We start from the raw sequence: 18989 nt of genomic DNA on the forward strand, positions 1-18989 counted from the left end.
TCGCGTGGCAACCATATTTACGAAGGTACGCAACATACGGCGGTTCGTCGCCAAAACTGTACGCAACATTTGAAATGCTTCGGACATGTCTGCTGCTGGTATCGGATAGCCCGATCTGTCATTGCCGAAGTGATCGAAAGACCGCGTGACGGTTCCGCTCCAATCCCCTATGTAGAGATTTTTAAATAGTCCTCTTTAACTCAATACAATATGGATAACGAATCGATTAATTTTATAGTTCATTCAAAAATTTCGATAACACTTCAACAATCGGCATCCTGATCATCTAAACCAGGTAGCTCAGATGTGATTTCTCCACCCGCTCGCAACTGCAACGCGTTCCAGCGTCATCACCCGCTAATGTGTGTGGCGGTCCGCGAAACGCAGACTTAATTCCGACGCAACTCGCCTCACCACCGTTGCCCACTCGCCTGGCGTTTGCTGCCTGAATAACCGCGCAGTCGGATACCACGAGGTATCTTCGCGCTCGAGCAGCCAACGCCAGTCGGGCATGCACGGCAACAGGATCCACACCGGTTTGCCCAGTGCCCCGGCGAGATGCGCAACGGCGGTGTCAACCGATATGACAAGATCAAGCGTTTCGATCACCGCTGCAGTGTCAGAAAAGTCGCGTAACGCTTCGCCAAAGTGTGTCGCCGCGCTGGCAGTCAGTGCAGGCTGGTCGCGTTCACGAACGTGCTGCTGAAGGCTCACAAAGTGAACGTCGAGCTTGAACCACTCCTCGAGAACCTCGAGGGGTATGGAGCGGTTGTGGTCGTTGATGTGCTCCGGGTTGCCGGACCAAACCAGTCCGATACGCGGACAACCGGCAGGCGAACATGCGACAAGACGCTCTCGCCATGCTTCGGTGAGGCGGAGGTCGGCCCGTAGATAAGCGATCTCGCCCGGAATCGTTGAAGGTCCGGCACCCGTCGCAAGTGGCAGACTCATCAGGGGGCAGTGAAGATCGAACGGCGGGACCGGTTGCCCCAGTTCAATCAGTTGGCTAACGCCCTGCAGCGTTGATAGGAGTTCAGTGAGCGCTACCGTCGCCTCGAGCATCACATTTGCGCCACGCCCGGCAAGCAGCTTCGCATATCGACAGAACTGCAACGTATCGCCGAAACCCTGCTCGGTGTGGAGAAAAATCGTACGACCCTCGATGCTCTGCTCACCCAGCCACAACGGCTGTGAGAAAACCCGTTTCGGCTGGGCCTCCACCGGCAGATTCCAGCGTGACTCGAACGCTTTCCAACCCCTTTCGAAGTCCCCTATCAGCAACAGACATAGTGCCCGCGCCATTTGCGCTTCGCTATACGTTGGATGCATTTGCACGGCACACTCAAAACATTCCACTGCCTCCGCATGGCGACCGAGATGCTGCAGCGCGGTCGCCCGGTGAAACCAGGCCACCGCCGAATCGGGCTCAGGACCGATCGCCGCTGTAAAACTCAAGGTCGCCTCCTCGTACCGTCCCAATTGCTGCAAGACGTTGCCCCGTGAACCCAATAGGTCCACCCGCTGAGGAGTGATCGCAAGCGCAAGGTCGTAGTGCTCGAGCGCTTCGCCAAAACGACGCAGCTGCTGAAGCGTCGCACCGCGGTTGCCCAGTGCATCGGAAAACGGATCATCCATCGACAGTGCCGCACCATAAGCATCGAGAGCTTCTTCATATCGACCCAACCCGTGCAGCGCATTGCCGCGCACAAGCCATGCGAGCCTGTCCGTCGCCTTTATCCGGAGTGCACGCTCGCATCGATCGAGCGCTTCGGCATAGCGTTGCAACCGCTCCAGCACAACACCGCTGCCAAACAGCGCGTCGAAATGGTCGGGCTCAATACGCAGGGCTGCGTCGTAGCTCTGCAACGCGAGTGTGTCGCGCCCGAGCAGCAGCAGCACCCTGCTTCGCGAACACCACACGCCTGCCGATTGTGGCTGGATCTCCAGTGCGCGGTCGTACGCCCGCAGCGCTGTCTCGCGCTCGCCCAGCTCATTCAGGGCATTGCCGCGGTTCACGTGAGGCGCAAACGCACGTTGATCAATCTCCAGGGATCTGTCCAGACTCGCCAGCGCGTCGGCCGGTCGCCCAAGCCGTAGCAGTGCCTTGCCACGGTTTGACCACGCCGCAGCGCAAGCAGGGTCAACCGCCAGCACCCGCTCATACGCCCGACTGCATTCCTCGTAGCGCTCAAGACCAAGCAGGGCGTCCGCACGATTCAGCAGCGAAGCCGTGCACCGTGGATTAATACGCAGCCCGCGTTCGGCCCGCAAAAGCGCCTCGTCAAAACGGCCCAGAGCGGTCAATACCTGGGCATGGTGAGCATGGGCCCACGATTGCCGGGCGTTCGCCTTCGCCACCTGCCGCATCGCTGGTTCGGCCTCCGCAGCGCGGCCCTGGGCGAACATGGCGAACGCAAGAACATATGTTGCATCGGAATGGCCCGCTTCAATCGCAAGAACGGCGCGGCACTGCCGCTCCGCTTCGGCAAAACCGCCCGCCTCATAGCTGCGCCGGGCGCGTTGCATACCTTCCTCGATCGCGCGAAGCCGAGCTGATATCTGCGCTCGCCTGTCGAAGTCTGGTTGAGCCGATTTCATCGCCATCGTTCCACGATTGTGTTTTCCACGCATCCTGTTGCCGGAGCGGCGCAGAAAAGATTGAACGTATTAAACCGCTTTCGACTGGATATCCAGCGCCACCCTGAGTGCGTCGACGACAGGTGCCCAGTCTTTCGGCGTACGCTGCCTGAAAAGACGCGCCTGCGGATACCACGGCGAGTCTTCCCGCTCGATCATCCAGCGCCAGTCACAAGGAAACGGCAGCATGATCCACACCGGCTTGCCTAGCGCACCGGCAAGATGTGCAACAGAGGTATCCACGGACACAACCAGATCCAGCGACTCTATCAACGCGGCGGTGTCCGAGAAATCGCGCAGATCGGAATCCACCAGCCGGACCGGCAACGCGGCAAGCGTTCCCTCGTCCTCTGCCCGGACCTGTTTTTGCAAACTCACCCATTCGATATCCAACCCAAACAAGGGTTCGAGGACCGCGAGCGGGATGGAGCGGTTCTGGTCGTTTGTGTGCACTGGATTGCCCGACCAAACAATACCGACACGCAACCGCGCGGGAGGGCCAAGTCGCTCACGCCACGTCTCCACCTTTGCAGCGTCGGCTCGCAGATAGGCAGTCTGATCCGGTATCGTTGCGAGTTCCGTCTGGAACGCCAGAGGCAGGCTGAGTAACGGACAATGGAAATCAAAGGGAGGCAGCGTATCGCCTCGTGTCACCACCTGCTCCACGTTCTCGAGGGTCTCCATCAGCGATCTGAGACCCGCTGGAACCTCGAGCACCACGCGGGCACCCTCGCGACGCGCCAGAGCGGCATACCGGCAAAACTGCAACGTATCACCATAACCCTGTTCTGCATGGAGCAGGATTGTGCACCCGCCAATCGGACCCTTGCCGAGCCACAACGGTTGGGTGAAGCTGCGCGCAAATTTCGCGACCTTCTTGTCGCGCCAACGCCACTCATATTTCTCCCAGCCTGCCTTGAACTCACCAAGACTCAGGAGAAGAAATCCGTACACCGCGTTTGCCTCGACATAGTCCGGATCGATAGCAATCGCACGTTCGTATGCGGTACGCGCATCTGTCGGCCGCGTCATCTGCAGAAGGAGATTGCCGCGATTGAACCATGCCAGCGCGTGGTCCGGACTTGCTGCAAGGATCTGGTCGCTACATTGAAGCGCCTCGTCGAACCGGTTCAGGTCCTGCAGCACGTTCCCCCGGTTAACCATTGCCTGTATGAAGTCAGGCTCCATCGCGAGAGCGGCATCGTAACTTTCCAGGGCCTGTTCGTATTGACGCATCTGGCGCAGCAGGCTGCCCCGGTTGCAGAGGACGGCGACGGAGTCCGGTTCGATTTCGAGCGCCAGATCGTAACTCGCCAAAGAGTCCGCCTGACGCATCAGATGTTGCTGCGCATTTCCTCGTGTCGCCAAGGCCTTGGCGTGCCTGCCGTGCAGCGCCAGGACGCGATCACAGCGAACGATCGCGTCCTCGTAACGCTCCAGTTGCTCCAGCGTCACCGCACTGTTGTACAGCGCTTCGACAAAATCCGGCTGGCTGGCGATGGCCTCATTAAAACTCGCCAGCGCATCCTGCGGGCGCCCAATCTCGACCAGCATCATGCCTCGCAACGACATCAACGGCACGCTATTGGGAACGATGGCAAGAGCCCGCTCGTAGCTTTGCAGGGCCTCATGGTATCGATTAAGGTCTCGTAGCGCATTGCCCCGGTTGTAAAGTGCCTCGAATGATCGTGGATCCACCTTCAGTGCGCGGGCGTACGTATCAAGAGCCTCCTCGTGGCGCCCCAGTGCCCGCAACGCCGCCCCGCGGTTGCACAACGCATCCAGGACGGTCGGAGCCATCTCCAGTACGCGATCATAGGTCGCGAGTGCTTCCTCATGACGGGCGAGTTCAACCAGAGTGTTCGCACGTCGCACCAGTGCATGAAGATGGTATGGATCAATCGTCAGCGCGGCGTCGAATTGCCGCAATGCCTCTTCTCTGCGTCCCAGGCTCGCGAGGACGGCGCCCAGGTTCGCGAGCGGCAACGGCGCAGGAAGAAGCGAAACCGAGCGTCGTAACAATGCCTCTGCCACCTCCGTGCGGCCTCGTTGGGCTTGCAGGACACCGTTCAGGTGCAATGCTTCAGGAAAAGCGGGAGCGTCTGCAAGGATCGCACCATAGAGGCGCTCTGCATCATCGAGACGACCTTGATCGTGAAGCGCCCTGGCGCGACCGAGCAAGACTTCAGGTGACGAAACGGCTGCGTCCGTCTTCTGTGACTGTCCTTTGTCCAAGTCGGCATCCCTCGCGGTGAGCGTGAATTTGCGTCGGACGCAAAACATGGCCGACTCGCGCGTCCGTCGCTCTGGAACCGGTCAGTCCCAGCAACACAAGGTTAAGGGTGGGACGTAACGAAACGGTGACCGATGGTACGCACTATTCGTCTCATTCACCCAGTTGAACGGTTCGGGTATAGATGGTGAGTGGGTTTCCGATCGCGACCGAAAGCTGGAGGCCGGTTGGCAACGGCACACGAAGCGTACTGGTCGTACTCACCGCATACTGGGCGAGGAACCTTGCGTACGCGTCTGCAATCACCGACTGGCTCGAAGTCCATCCGTCCGGCGGCACCCAAACGCGCAGGGTCATGGAGCGAGCGTCAGCACTCGCCACCACGCTCGCGAACCCGTCCATGTGGTGCAGTGCGTCCGTCAGTTGCGACAGCGTCGATAGTGGTGGAGAGGCACTCCGGATGAGCTGGTTGCCTTTGAGCCGGTAGCGCACTACCTGCAGCCCGGTTGAACCGCTTCCGGCCCCGACATGCCTGACCAGCACCAGTTCGTTGGGCATGACGCGCAACGGCGGTCCGAAAACCTCGCTGGGCGTCACAATGTTCTGTATGTCGAACTGCAGTTGCGAGAAGTATCGGCCCAGCATGCGAGTCTCGGCCAGGCTCGCGACCACATCGTCCCGTCCACGTATGGTCGCATCAAGACCGCGCCAGGACAGGAGCGCGACCACCGCAAGTAACGCGATCGCTACCAGCATTTCAAGCAGCGTGAACCCTTCGGCGCGCGTCTTGCAACGCGTTCTAGCGGCGCGTTTCATTCTGAACCACCGTAACGACCTCTGCGAGCACAGGCCCGCCCGCACCGCCGGGATAGACGCTGATCGACACCTGTCGTATCAGCGGACTCGATAGTGCCGTCACGGTCTGCCGGCACACGAACCTGTAGCGTCCTTGCGGACACGCAAACACGGTTTGACCCACGTCCGGCCACGCCTGCGAAATACGCGTTGCGCTCAACGCGTTGTCCGCGCTCCACAACGCCAGCAGGCGGGCGCGGGCCGTTTCCGTGTCTGATGCCAACGCACCAATCGCGCGCAATACCGCGCCAAGCGCAATGGCCACGATCGCGAGAGCAATGAGCACCTCGATCAGGGTGAAACCTCGCACGCCCGAGCGCCGGTCCGCCCGCGCCATGACACCCTGATGCTCCAGCGAACGAGAAAGCGGCATCGCAAACGATCCTGTTTACCGCGGCAGTTGTGTGACCTGGATGTACGTCCGGCCGTCGTTCGCCCGTTGAGGGGTTTAATCGGGGTTGCCGGTCGCCACTACAGTAAGCCACAGGGGCAACGTGAACCGATCGTAGCGATAGTCCGCGGCGAATCCATGTCGAATGTTACGAACATTGCATCGAGAAAACCGGTGAAGCGCAGCGCTTCAGAAATTGCCTCCCGCATCGGCACGAATACGGGTAGCCAAATCGTTCAGCCGCCCGCATTTACCCGCCTCCAGATTTGTTGCCGCCGCTCGGTCTTCCGCTTCCAACGCTGCATTTTGCGGTCGGACAGAACCGCGGAAATACCCAGTTTTTATCATGATCCAGGGCCGTGGCACCGGGGCCGGACTCACCAGGCGCCAACCTGCGAGCGAATGTATGCAACCAGATCAGTCACGGATGATGCAGACCGGTTGCTCTCGCTATCAATCATCAGATCCGGGCAGACGGGTATTTCGTAGGGTGAAGAGATGCCCGTGAACCCGGAGATTTCCCCAGCACGTGCCTTGCGATACAGGCCTTTCGGATCGCGTGCTTCACATGTGGCGAGACCCGCTGAGAGGTAGACTTCGTGAAAGCTGCGGCCTACGATGCGCCTTGCGAGTTCGCGGCCCGGGCGCAGCGGCGAAATCAGTGCGACGATCACGACCGTGCCCACCCCGGCGAACAGCGCTGCGACCTCGGCGACACGGCGCATGTTTTCCATCCGGTCGGCCTCGCTGAATCCCAGGTCCTGGTTAAGACCCGCGCGCAAGCGGTCCCCATCCAGCACGCATACCTGATAGCCCATCGCCGCCAAGGTCTGCTCGGCCCCGAAGGCCAGGGTCGACTTGCCCGACCCCGACAGTCCGGTCAGCCAGAAGACGGCACTGCGATGAGTGGTGGCACGCCCGCGAACAGATACTGCGCTAGGCCCGTCCTCAGCCATCACCCTCACCCTCGCCGCTTTCTTCCTCCGGCCGCTGCTCCCACATGCCGCCCTCCATCGTTACCAAGGATGGCGTCTGATACCACTGTTCCGGTGCCAGGATCTGCGCGCGCTTCACGTTGGGAATCACCTGAATATCGAACACCTCCTCTACGCCATTGAAGAAGTGAAGGATTCCGAGTACCTCTCCGGACGCGGCGTCCAGCGCCGCCACACCCGCCATCAGTTCGCCATCCGCCTCGATCGGCAGGCCCTGCGGGCCGCGCCTCTCGCGCAATTTCGACAACCCGACAAACAGCACGCCACCGTAGGCCGCCAACCCGTGCGTAAAGCCAGGGAGCTTCGCGATCACGGTGCCCTCCCCCGTCACCGGATCGATCCGCAACACCTGCCCGCGGCCGCCCTCGAGGACATAAAGCTGACCGTCGATGATGCGTGGCGAATGGGGCATCGACAGGCCCGACGCGACGACCCGTCCCGAGGGCACCTCCATCACCACCCCGTTGGTGGCCATGCCCTCACGCCAGCCGTACGGCGTGTTTGTCGTTCCCAGTGCGGTCACGAATCTGACCTTGCGATCGTGAAAGGCCATTCCGTTCAGATGACAACGGTCGTCGGCCGTGAGGTCTGGAACGAAGGGTGGGCGCCAGATGGGCGTGAAGTTGAAGTATCCGTCAATCACGCAGATACATGAATACCGCGTATTCACGGCCAAAACGAGCTGGCCGTCAAAAGCCATATCGTGCAGATCGCAATAGGCGGTGTAAAAGCAATGGCGCGGCACGAATACCGCGTCGTAATAATCGGGCTTCCCGGGATACTGGGCCGCGATCGAGCGCACGTTAGCGAAGATCATCAACTCGCGCGCCGTCGCAATTGCGATGCGATCCTGGGTTACCGCCAGGCCCATTGAACGCGGCAACAGACACGCCGATAGTGTGGGCACCCCGTTGTCCACACCCAGCAAGGCCACGCCTGAAGGTCTCCGGCTAATCGCGAGTGTGCATCCCAGCGCCTCCAGTACTTGCAGAAAGCGTCCTGTGTCCCGCAAATTGATCAAGGGGGACCACGCATCGGACAACTCGGCTTCTGGCTGGTCGGTCTGTATGCTGGCGTCTGACATCGGATGTCCAGTTCGGTCGCGCCGTATCTGGAACGGCAGCGGCGGTAGCGCATAGGGAGGGATGTGCCTCGCAGCACAAGCCCGCGATTCTATGAGCGACTTGTGGCACCCACGTTTCCGATGCTACGTACAATCTGATGTTGACGCGGTCGATGTGGCTCGATAGCGGATGTGAAGTCAGAATGGCCGTTGATTGACGTGCACTAAGCGCCATCTGGAACCAGCGGCAGCCCGACCGAGGTGAGGTACGCCTCCAACGCGGAGAGTGCGTCCTTTTCAACAATGGCGCCAACGTAACCGTCCGGCCGCACCAGCACCCATGTACCAACGACGAGGTCATAGGCATCGCGCATTTGCCCACCATCGTCCAGAAGGTCGCCACGCTCGCCCACAATGTAAATCCTCAATCCGGCGCGGGGCGCCACCGCCGCACGGTCAGCCACTTCGTACCCGAGCAGGGTCCAGTGCGCCCCCTGAAACAGGTTAAACAGCCGGACAGGCTGCCCGGCTGCACCTTGCATTGGGGCGTCCGGTGCCCGATCGCCCGCGCGAACGGTGTCGTGACGCCCGGGTTGCTCCATGGAAAGCGAGGACTCCGGATAACCTATATCGAGTTGACCGACTTCGCGGCCACGGCGTCGAACGCCGCGCTTTGCACTATCGAGCAATCTGGTCGTAAGACCGAGCATCTCTGCCGCAACCGGACGCCGCTCCTCCTCGAACGTATCGAGCAGCGACGCTGGTGCGCCACCAAGCACAGCGGCCAGTTTCCAACCAAGGTTATAAGCGTCCTGCACACTGGTATTGAGGCCCTGGCCGCCGGTCGGGGGATGCACATGCGCGGCATCGCCCGCAATGAAAACACGTCCGTCGCGGTAGCGATCCGCAAGACGGGCGTTCATGTTGAAGACGGACGCCCAATGCACGGCTTCGATGACGATGTCCGGCCGGCCGGTGCGCCCGGCGATCAGCGCCGTTAGCCCTTCGGCTGAGACGTCGATCTCGCCTTCAAACGGTACGGGGGCCTGCAACTGGAACAGGTCGGTTCCAGCCAGCGGACACAGCGATACCTGCAATTCCATTGAACCTTCGTTGAAGTGGTGCCAGATGTCCCGACTCAGACCACGCAGGTGAATATCGGCAACCACGGCCCGCACCCCGAGCGTTTTGCCGGGAAAGTCGATCTCTAACGCTTGCCGCACAAAACTGCGGCCGCCGTCGACACCGACCAGATAGCGCGCCCGCACAGATTCTTCTCTATCGCCTTTTTTGATGCGAGAGGTTACGCCTTCGGAATCCTGCGCAAAATCCAGCAATTCCGTGCCGAATTCGACGCGATGGCCGAATTCGGCAAGACGACTGCGCATCACGCCCTCGGTCAGGAACTGCGGAACCATCAGGCGGATGTGATACGGCTCGTCGGGTGTGGGATCGACCACCTCGATGACTTCGGAACGCAGGACACTGCCGTCGTTGCCATATGTGTGCTCCGGCGGATAGACGCCCCCCACTGCAACCAGCCGATCGACGATCCCAAGGTCCTCGAAGATTTCCTGACTGCGCGGCTGAATACCCTTGCCACGCGAGCCGCGAAAGGGGCCCTCGAGCTTGTCGATCAACCGAAAGGCGACGCGCCGGCGCACCAGCTCGATCGCCAGCGTCAGACCGGCCGCGCCGGCTCCGCAGATCAGCACTTCAGTATCGAATTGTTCGGTCATGACAGAGGCCTCATTGTGTGTATTTTGCACATTATTGTTCAACACCCGAGGCCTGGTCAATAACTATGTGCAAAATACACAGATAGACGTGTCTCGGGCGATGTTTGGCGCCGTGGTCGATCTGGCCGGAGACAGTTCAAACAAGTCCCCTTTCGCCTATGCACCGGTATGGCGCGTCGAAAGGTATACACATTCCATTCATACATATTTTTGAAACGTTTTCTTGTGACAGTTTTGAGTCCAAAGTATTAAAAGCTGCTTGATACCGGCTCGCCGTCACCTTCGTCGAGCCCCTTTTTCAGGCCGTTCCGGTCATACGCATAATGCGAACTTTCCCGTCATCGGGTAAGCGACGGAATACTCACGTCCTTAAACAGGCGTAATTCGTCCGCAATAAATCAGACGTCGTCGCCATATGTAACGCTCCATTCTCTTATTGCCTCGCATGCGCGCTGGAAAAGCTATCTCTATAGATCAATGCATTAACGCTGGGTATCTCAAGTTGTCGCAGTCCTGGCAACCTGCCACGCACGACTACGGAGGTTTCAATGCGACTATTGCTTTCGAACGCTTTTCTTTCGATTGTCAGCAACACGGCTGACCCAGCCACACTCGTCGTTCGCGCACGTCGCGCTCGCGATATCAAGACCATATTCGGTAGCGGCTTCGAGGTCGTGACGCTGCCGGGCCACGTCTATCCGTTCCGCGCGTTCATCCCTCGCCGGATCGTCGCCGACACGATCGCGGTACAGGTGTTCCACATCAACTATGCCAGGTTCAAGGACTCGGTCGCCGACGCACCGTTGCATGACGTCTACGCGAAGGTCTGCGACGTGATGGCTGATCTGCAAGACGCACCGTCGCTCGCGACGGTTCCGCGCAACGGGTTCCGTTCGCCGTGATGGAGTCGGTCATGCAAACCCCGTTGGCTCCATGGTCGTCGCGCAACAGGAACACGCACCGGCGTAGTCACCATCTCCGAATCATGCATCCTGCATGTTTTTAGCACTGCAGATATTTCCTCACGCGTCCTCCATATTTCACCACCCAGTCATTACCCGCCTAACATTCGCCTCTCTCCGCTCATCACACCCCTGTCATTTTTTACGCTGCTAGCATCCTGATCATCTGTGGAAACCGGCTTGTCATACGCATCTGCCTCGCCAGGCGATTAATCGATCAAGCCGAACCTCAATTTCCAATACTTAGCAGTCGAAACAACTTTGAAGATCCATATGTGCACAGCAAATGGCAAGCGTTCGTCGCACTCGCCAGGACGCGTCATGTGCGGATTTAGTGCCGTCGTGTGACGCGCTCCCCGTCGAGAATCACGTCGTTTCCAGCAGCGCCGGGCCGACGCACAAAACTGATGAGGGCACCATGAGCGATGCACCGGTGGCGCCTGGCGGTACATCGTCGCGGGCAAAGCTTACGGTGTTTTATGTCCAGCCTCTGGTCACACGCTATCGTATCGAGGTCATCGACACGCTAAGCCGGCTGTTCAAGCTCAAGGTATTCGCCAGCTCCAGTGAAATCGAGTCGCGCGGCTTCTCGCGGGAAGCGCCCGCCTGCGACGAATTCGTCGAGACGGGTATCACGCATGTCTTTACGCGGCGCATCAAGCTTCAGGCGCGAGTTTTCGGGGAAATCGTGCGGGTGCGTCCCGCCGCTGTCCTGATCTTCGCCGACATGTCCTATCTGTCGCTATGGCTCGCCCTGCTCGCCGGGCGAGCATTAGGCGTGCCCGTGGTAATCCACGGTCAAGGGCTCTACCGTCACGCGAAGCCGAGGCTGGTCCGCATCGCCTGCTGTCGCGCAGCGGTCGCCCTGTCGAGCCGATACGTCTGCTACTCGGAAGCATCGAGACTGTCGCTCGAGCGCATTGGTTGTCCGCGCGCCAAGCTGATCGTCGCAGACAATTCGCTACGCGTCACACGAACCGTTAAGCCCGAGGAGAAAAGCGGCGGCGAGCAAGGGGTGTTGTTTCTGGGGCGGCTACGCGACGGTTCGAGTGTCGAATGCCTGATCGAGGCGGTCGAACAACTGCACCGCAAGGGGCATGGGATAGTTTTGCATTTGGTGGGGGACGGAGAGCATCGCGAGTGGCTGCAACGCACTTATGCAAATAGTCCGTACCTGATCTGGCACGGCGCCATTTTCGATGACGAGGAAATCGCCTCGATTAGCCGTACCTGCCGGATCGGCTGCTATCCCGGCGACGCCGGCCTGAGCGTGGTCCATATGTTCGGGCTGAGTTTGCCGCCACTGGTGCACGACCAACTCGAATTGCACATGGGCCCGGAGCCGGAGTATGTGGAAGACGGCGCAAACGGATTCCTCTATCACCGGGAGGGCGGAGCCGGAACACTGGCCGCAACGCTAGAACGGATCTGGGCACTACCGCCGGAATCGATCCGGGCGGTCGGCGCTCGCGCGTTTTCGAAATATCAGCAACTCAACACCCCCAGCCTGGGCCAGCGTCTTGCAGCAATCGTCGACAGCGCGATACAGCGGTAACAGAGAACACAAACCATCGCGTCGAAGAGTCCCCTCCACCCATTCTATCGGAGTCCAAATATTCTCATTTATTGAGATATAAAGACATGCAATGATCGCGCACGGCTCGCCAGCAATGTGTTGCAGTCTTCATAGTCTGTCTGACACATGCATCGGCGCAGCCGAACAACCCGCGCAATCACTCCACCATCATCATGAGCAACTTTCTGTTCGTTCTGGCTACGAACCTCGCCATTCTTGCGACGCTGCTAGTCGCATGTCATCTATGCACTGTTGCCAGGCCGGAGCTTGCCTTGAACGGCGGCTATGCTTACCTCGTCCTCGCAATGGCCGCCCTGGTGTTCGACGCGACGCTCACGTTTTGCGTGTTCGCCGACGCCCCGAGTCGCTACGGAAAGTTCAGCTCGCCTGACGAGTTTGTCGAGCGTTCATGCGCCTGTGCACTAACATGCGCACTCGCACTGTATTGCGCGTGGCACATGCGCCTGCGCAAGAAGAAAGCCAAAGCCAGCGACGCGCTGGTCATCCGGACCTCGCCGTACAGCAAGTCCCATTTGCCAATGTGACAATGCGCCCCCACATCTGTCGCGGCGGCGTCAGTCCGGGCCGTCTTCAGCCCGTCGTAATCACACCGGACCAGCCGGGCAAATAACGCGCCTCAGGCGTATGAGCGAGGGTCTTCGCGAGAGCAAGCGCCTTCGTAAAGTTTTTCGTGATCTTGCTCTCGGGCACCCGCGGACGCAGAAAGTCGGCCCACAGGAATTCGCTGAAAGGCGTCGCGTCCTTGGCATAGCCGCCCACGTTGCGCAGCTCGCCCGCAAGACTGCGATAGGGATCATCGCTCATTTCAGTGACCACCTTCGGCAGGTGTTCGTAATCGTAACGCGAGCCGTCGGCGCCGAACGGATGGACCCACTGGTTGTGCTCCATCATGCGCCAGAAGATGGTGAAATCAAGCCACGACAGGTCTTTCAGCACCATTATCTTCACTTCCTTGACATCCTCTTCGATTAGCGCCCGCCCAAGGTGATGATGATCGACGATGTAGTAACGGTCCTCTGGGCCCAGCACCGCAGGGAACGAATGCGCATCAATCGCGGCGCTGCGCTGCTTCTTGTTCAGCGTCTTCCAGTGCGCGCGCTTCAGAGCCACCTCACGATAACCCACGGTCATCTGGGTTGGGCGCAGTGCCGTGAGTTTTGCCGGGATAAAGTGAACGTCTCTATTCGGAACCATGGCTTACCTCATCAAATCGTTAAATTAATTTAGCGAAAAACAATAGCGCGAATCAGGGACGCCGTTAATACCTGCCAATACATTTTGCATAGGTTCAGGAATGGTCCTTGCGTAGGCGCGAGCCGTCGCCTATAACTTGCGAAGACCGAGAGTGAGGCACTTCGTCCCTCGTCAGGTTTTGCTTTTACTATGTTGAATCGAAGCTGTTCGTCATCAGTCAAACGCAACCGATCCGAGCGAGGGCACCTTGAATTTCGAAACCATCCGCATCTTTCTCATGACGCGAGGCATCGACCTCGGCACCAAAGTGCTCGGTGCGATTGTCCTATGGATCGTCGGCCGATGGGTGATCGGCATCATCACGGGCCTGTTGCGCAAGCTGCTGGAGCGCAACGGTCGTGTCGATCCCACGCTCGCGAAGTATCTCGGCTCGATCCTCGGCGCCTTGCTGAACCTGCTGCTGATTCTCGCGATTCTACAGGTGTTCGGAGTACAAACCACTTCGTTCGCGGCGCTGCTCGCGGGCCTCGGTCTCGCCATCGGCACTGCGTGGGGTGGCCTGCTCGCCCACTTCGCCGCGGGTATCTTCATGCAGGTGCTGCGCCCGTTCAAGGTCGGCGATTTCGTCATGGCCGGCGGGGTGACCGGCACCGTTCATGAACTGGGCCTCTTCGGCACCACGATCATCACACCGGACAACGTCACGACCATCGTCGGCAACAACAAGATCTTCTCGGACACGATCTCCAACTACAGCGCGTTGCCGGTGCGCCGCGTAGAGCTGACGGCAAAGATCGCCAACGGCGTCGATCCGATCGATGCGGCCAATCGCCTGCGCGCTGCCGTCGTCAAGATTCCTAACGTCGCCGAAAGTCCGGCGCCCGATATCGAGGTCCTGTCGTTCACACCGGAGGGTCCGTTGCTTTGCGTGCGCCCCTACACGCATACCAACAATTACTGGCAGGTCTATTTCGACACCAACCGGGCCATCATCGAAACCTTTCGGGAAGCGGGCTACCCGACGCCGGAAACGCCGCTCGTACGCCGCGCGGCAACCTAGCAGCGGCGGGTGGTGGGTGCGTGCCGTGGCATTCGCCACGGCAGCGCGCAGCGGCACGACGACGACCCAATAGCGCCAGTTGCTCATCGATGGCAAAAAAAAGCGGCGCCGCGAAATCTCGCGGCGTCGCCCTTGTTCCCTTGGCCTGGCCCAGCCTCACGTCTGGCCAGCGACAGTGTCGTCGCCGGCTCCTCGCTCGCGAGCCTAGTGGCTGCCCGGCCTCGGCGCAGGCTTGCGCATCATCTTCCACAGCGCGCCCAGCACCACCGGCACGATCGCAGCGCCGGCGCCCACCAGCACGATCACGTTCAGGTACTGGCGGATAAACGGAATGTTGCCGAAGAAGTAACCGAGCAGCACCAGCAGCAGCACCCACAGCGCCGCGCCGACGAAGTTGAAGAACTGGAAACGGCTGACGCTCATCTGCGACGCACCGGCGACGAACGGCGCGAATGTACGCACCACCGGAATGAAACGCGCCAGCACGAGGGTCTTGCCGCCGTGCTTCTCATAGAAGTTGTGGGTCTTCTGCAGCGCCGCGCGGTCCAGGAAACGCTCGAGCACTGGGATATGCGAGTTGAACACCTTGGGTCCGATCGCCCTGCCGATCAGGTAATTCAGCGTATTGCCGCCGACTGCAGCCACCAGCAGCAGCACGATCAGCAGACCGAGGTTCATTTCACCGCTTGCGCAAAACGCGCCGCCGATGAACAGCAGCGAGTCACCCGGCAGAAACGGCAGGACGACCAGACCGGTTTCGCAAAACACAATCAGGAACAGTACCGCGTAGACCCAGGCGCCGTACTGATGAATGAAAAGCCCCAGAAACTTGTCGATATGCAAGACAAGATTCACGAACTGCAGCAGCGTGTCCAAAAGCGTCCCTTATTGAGCGAATTGAGCAAATGGCGTAGACGGTCGAAGCGGCAAGCCGTCACGGCACGGTGAAATTGGCAGCGATCTCCGGCCCGAAGGCGCAGAAATTGACCGCGCCATGATACCGAAAGTGCCCGACGCCGATAAGAAATCTGCGTGTACGAGCGCACCGCGTCCGCCTGTGACGGTCGCGGGCGACCCACACACCCTCCGTCTCGCGGGCGCTCCGCAGCGAGTTCACAGCGAATCGCTATAATTTCGCCATGTCCGAATTCTCCGAACCGCCTGTCTCCCCCACCAGCCAGCCTGTGGCGCCCGCCCTACGTCCGTTGCGGGCGATTCAGCCCTTGCCGGACCTGCTGATCAGCCAGATCGCCGCCGGCGAAGTGGTCGAGCGGCCGGCCTCGGTCGTCAAGGAGCTGCTGGAGAACGCGCTCGACGCCGGCGCGAACACGCTGCGCATCCTGCTCGACGAAGGCGGCGTCAAGCGAATCTCGATTACCGACGACGGCTGCGGCATCCCCGCAGGCGAACTCACACTCGCCCTGATGCGCCACGCCACCAGCAAGATCCGCTCGCTCGCCGAGCTGGAAGCGGTCGGCACGCTCGGGTTTCGCGGCGAAGCGCTGGCCTCGATAGCGTCGGTATCGGAAATGTTCATTACGAGCCGCACCGCCGACGCGCCACACGCGATGCGCATCGAGGCGCAAACCGGCGTGCTGGGCCCGGCAGCCGGTACGCAGGGCACGACCATCGAAGTGCGCGAGCTGTACTTCAACACGCCTGCGCGCCGCAAATTTCTGAAAAGCGAGCAAACCGAACTCGGCCATTGCCTCGAGATGATCCGCCGAGCCGCGCTGGCGCGGCCGGACGTGGCGATTTCGGTGCTGCACAACGGCCGCGCGGTCGAGCACTGGAACGCCACGGATCCGGCCACACGCGTCGGCAAGATCATGGGCGAGACCTTTGCGACCGCCCATCTGCCGCTCGACGAGTCGGCCGGGCCGCTCGCGGTCTACGGCTGCGCCGGCCTGCCGACCGCGAGCCGCGGCCGGGCGGACCAGCAGTATTTCTTCGTCAACGGGCGCTTCGTACGCGACAAGCTGCTGACCCACGCCGTACGCGCCGCCTACGAAGACGTGCTGCATGGCGAGCGCTACCCATCGTACGTGCTGTTTCTCGATCTGCCGCCCGAAGGCGTCGACGTGAACGTGCACCCGTCGAAGATCGAAGTGCGCTTCCGCGATTCGCGCTCGATCCACCAGTTCGTCTTTCATGCCGTCCAGCGGGCGCTGGCACGGCACGCCGGGGCGTCTCCGGAAACCACAGCGGGTGGGCACGCGGCGCATCTCGAGCCGGTTTCGGGCAGCCCGGCGTCGTTCGCGGCTACGCCGCTCGGGGGCGCGGGCGTGGGCGGTGGAACTGGCGGTTTCGGCGGAAACAGCGGATTTGCCGGCAGCAACGGCGGCGGCTTCGGGAACAGTGGTAGCGGCGGAGGCGGCTTCGGCAACGGCGGTAGCGGTAGTAGCGGCGGTGGCGGTTTCGGCGCCCAGGGCGGCAACACCTGGCTGCGTCAGGCGCGCATGACGCAGGGTACGCTGCCGGTCGCGCAACCGCTTGCCCTCTACGACGCGTTGTTCGGCCGCAAGGATAACGGCGCCGGCACCGCGCAGGGGACGACCACGCTGGAGGCACGCGATTCCGCGGCCGACACGCCGTCGTTCTTCGCCCCGTCGGCGGACGGCAACCCGGCGTTTCACGGCACGGACGAACAACCGCTCGGCTTCGCCCTCGGCCAGATTCACGGCATTTACGTGCTGGCGCAAAACGCGCAGGGCTTGGTGATTGTCGACATGCACGCGGCGCACGAGCGGATTCTGTACGAGCAGTTCAAGAACGCGCTGGCCGACCGGGCGATCGCGGTGCAGCCGTTGCTGATTCCGCTGACGATGCAGGCTGACCCGGTCGAAATCGGCACGGTGGAGGAAGAGCGCGACACCCTCGATGCCCTGGGCTTCGACCTGGCGGTGCTATCGCCGACGACGCTGGCAATCCGCGCGGTTCCGGCCCTGCTCAAGGACGCCGACCTGCAGGCATTGGCCCGCGCGGTGCTGACCGACCTGCACGCATACGGCGGCTCGCGGGTCCTGACCGAGCGGCAGCACGAACTGCTTGGCACGCTGGCCTGCCACCACGCGGTGCGCGCGAACCGGCGCCTGACGCTGGACGAGATGAACGCGCTGCTGCGCCAGATGGAGGCCACCGAACGCGCGGACCAATGCAACCACGGTCGACCGACGTGGTATCAACTGACGCTGTCGGACCTCGACCGCTTGTTCATGCGCGGCCAATGAGCCCGCGCGCCGCCCCGATACGACCGCAGCCACCGGCGCTGCGGTCACGCCGATCATGACGCCACGCCCCGCTACTCCGGTCGCCTGCCTGCTGGGCCCGACCGCCTCCGGCAAGACCGCCGCCGCGCTTGCGCTGGCGGAGCGACGGCCGGTGGAGATCATCAGCGTCGATTCGGCGCTGGTGTACCGCGAGATGGATATCGGCACGGCCAAGCCGACGCCGGAAGAGCGGGCGCGGGCGCAGCACCATCTGATCGACATCGTCGATCCGGCGGAGGCTTACTCGGCGGCTGAGTTCCGCACGGACACCTTGCGCCTGGTCGCCGAGATCACCGCGCGCGGGCGCATACCGTTGCTGGTGGGCGGGACGATGCTGTACTACAAGGCGCTGACCCAGGGCTTGAACGACCTGCCGGCCGCCGATGCCGAGGTACGCGCGACACTCGATGCCGATGCCGCGCGCGAAGGCTGGCCGGCCCTGCATGCCCGGTTAGCGGCGGTGGATACGGTCACGGCGGCGCGGCTCGCACCGAATGACTCGCAGCGGATCCAGCGGGCGCTGGAGGTGTTCATGTTGACGGGGCAGCCGATGTCGGCCCTGCTGGCGGCGCCTGCGCGAGCGGACGAAGCGGCGCTGCCGTGGCGGTTTGTGCCGGTGGCGCTGGAGCCTTCGGATCGCAGTGTGTTGCATGAGCGGATCGCGCAGCGGTTCGATGCCATGCTGGCGGCGGGATTTATCGACGAGGTCGAGCGGCTGCGCGCGCGAGGGGATTTGCATGCTGGGCTGCCGTCGATGCGGTGTGTCGGGTATCGGCAGGCCTGGGAGTATCTCGATGGTGTGGGCGATTTTGTTTCCATGCGGGATAAGGGGGTTTTCGCTACGCGGCAGTTGTGCAAGAGGCAGCTTACCTGGTTGCGGGGGATGTCGGAGCGGGTTGTGGTGGATTGTTGTGCTGGCGATGCGACGGAGCGGGTGGTGCGGGTTGTTGAGGATCTTATTGGGCGGTGACTCTTTTTGCCCTTCAGGCTGGGT

The 18989-nt window shown here is 61.2% G+C and carries 15 protein-coding genes; 6 read left to right on the forward strand and 9 right to left on the reverse strand.

Annotation, left to right across the window (positions count from 1 at the left end):
- Positions 1 to 357: 357 nt before the first annotated feature.
- From AC1ECK_RS10910 to AC1ECK_RS10940, 7 genes are all read right to left on the reverse strand, one after another.
- Entirely contained in the window at positions 358 to 2598 is a 2241-nt protein-coding gene (locus AC1ECK_RS10910; RefSeq protein ID WP_480318764.1) for a tetratricopeptide repeat protein, read from the reverse strand.
- A 69-nt stretch (positions 2599 to 2667) separates the two neighbouring features.
- On the reverse strand, positions 2668 to 4872 hold the full coding sequence (locus AC1ECK_RS10915) for a tetratricopeptide repeat protein (protein WP_480318766.1): 2205 nt from the start codon (positions 4870 to 4872) through the stop codon (positions 2668 to 2670).
- 151 nt (positions 4873 to 5023) lie between these two features.
- Positions 5024 to 5686 carry a PulJ/GspJ family protein gene (locus tag AC1ECK_RS10920; protein ID WP_480318768.1) on the reverse strand — a complete coding sequence of 221 codons (663 nt, stop codon included), beginning with the start codon at positions 5684 to 5686 and terminating at the stop codon, positions 5024 to 5026.
- Positions 5670 to 6062, reverse strand: coding sequence for a type II secretion system minor pseudopilin GspI (gene gspI, locus AC1ECK_RS10925; RefSeq protein ID WP_480318824.1), 393 nt, complete (start codon positions 6060 to 6062; stop codon positions 5670 to 5672). Before gspI ends, AC1ECK_RS10920 begins: the two co-directional genes overlap by 17 nt.
- A 431-nt stretch (positions 6063 to 6493) precedes the next feature.
- Positions 6494 to 7072 carry an adenylyl-sulfate kinase gene (cysC, locus tag AC1ECK_RS10930; RefSeq protein ID WP_480318770.1) on the reverse strand — a complete coding sequence of 193 codons (579 nt, stop codon included), beginning with the start codon at positions 7070 to 7072 and terminating at the stop codon, positions 6494 to 6496.
- The gene (locus tag AC1ECK_RS10935) at positions 7065 to 8195 is read right to left on the reverse strand and encodes a TIGR03032 family protein (protein ID WP_480318772.1); all 1131 of its coding nucleotides are present in this window, start codon (positions 8193 to 8195) and stop codon (positions 7065 to 7067) included. The genes cysC and AC1ECK_RS10935 overlap by 8 nt, the downstream gene beginning before the upstream one ends.
- A 203-nt stretch (positions 8196 to 8398) precedes the next feature.
- On the reverse strand, positions 8399 to 9913 hold the full coding sequence (locus AC1ECK_RS10940; protein WP_480318774.1) for an FAD-dependent oxidoreductase: 1515 nt from the start codon (positions 9911 to 9913) through the stop codon (positions 8399 to 8401).
- Positions 9914 to 10461: 548 nt separating this feature from the next.
- Between AC1ECK_RS10940 and AC1ECK_RS10945 the strand changes: the two genes are divergently transcribed.
- From AC1ECK_RS10945 to AC1ECK_RS10955, 3 genes are all read left to right on the forward strand, one after another.
- A complete protein-coding gene (locus tag AC1ECK_RS10945; RefSeq protein ID WP_480318776.1) occupies positions 10462 to 10815 on the forward strand; it encodes a hypothetical protein in 354 nt (117 codons plus the stop codon).
- Positions 10816 to 11293: 478 nt separating this feature from the next.
- The gene (locus AC1ECK_RS10950) at positions 11294 to 12430 is read left to right on the forward strand and encodes a glycosyltransferase family 4 protein (RefSeq protein ID WP_480318778.1); all 1137 of its coding nucleotides are present in this window, start codon (positions 11294 to 11296) and stop codon (positions 12428 to 12430) included.
- Positions 12431 to 12624: 194 nt separating this feature from the next.
- On the forward strand, positions 12625 to 12996 hold the full coding sequence (locus AC1ECK_RS10955) for a hypothetical protein (RefSeq protein WP_480318780.1): 372 nt from the start codon (positions 12625 to 12627) through the stop codon (positions 12994 to 12996).
- 46 nt (positions 12997 to 13042) lie between these two features.
- Here the strand turns inward: AC1ECK_RS10955 and AC1ECK_RS10960 are convergent, their stop codons facing one another.
- Positions 13043 to 13666: a ParB-like protein gene (locus tag AC1ECK_RS10960; protein ID WP_480318782.1), complete on the reverse strand. Its 624-nt coding sequence runs from the start codon at positions 13664 to 13666 to the stop codon at positions 13043 to 13045.
- Positions 13667 to 13913: 247 nt separating this feature from the next.
- Between AC1ECK_RS10960 and AC1ECK_RS10965 the strand changes: the two genes are divergently transcribed.
- Positions 13914 to 14726: a mechanosensitive ion channel family protein gene (locus AC1ECK_RS10965; RefSeq protein ID WP_480318784.1), complete on the forward strand. Its 813-nt coding sequence runs from the start codon at positions 13914 to 13916 to the stop codon at positions 14724 to 14726.
- A gap of 204 nt (positions 14727 to 14930) precedes the next feature.
- Here the strand turns inward: AC1ECK_RS10965 and AC1ECK_RS10970 are convergent, their stop codons facing one another.
- The gene (locus AC1ECK_RS10970) at positions 14931 to 15602 is read right to left on the reverse strand and encodes a VTT domain-containing protein (protein WP_480318786.1); all 672 of its coding nucleotides are present in this window, start codon (positions 15600 to 15602) and stop codon (positions 14931 to 14933) included.
- Positions 15603 to 15865: 263 nt separating this feature from the next.
- On the opposite strand from AC1ECK_RS10970, the gene mutL reads away from it, so the two are divergent.
- Both mutL and miaA read left to right on the forward strand, forming a co-directional pair.
- Positions 15866 to 17956, forward strand: coding sequence for a DNA mismatch repair endonuclease MutL (mutL, locus tag AC1ECK_RS10975; protein ID WP_480318788.1), 2091 nt, complete (start codon positions 15866 to 15868; stop codon positions 17954 to 17956).
- Between the two features lie 55 nt (positions 17957 to 18011).
- Positions 18012 to 18965 (forward strand): tRNA (adenosine(37)-N6)-dimethylallyltransferase MiaA, encoded by a 954-nt coding sequence (gene miaA, locus AC1ECK_RS10980; protein WP_480318790.1) that lies wholly within the window; start codon positions 18012 to 18014, stop codon positions 18963 to 18965.
- The last annotated feature ends 24 nt before the right edge of the window (positions 18966 to 18989 follow it).

The sequence above is a fragment of the Paraburkholderia sp. SSBN10T genome, from assembly GCF_056619545.1.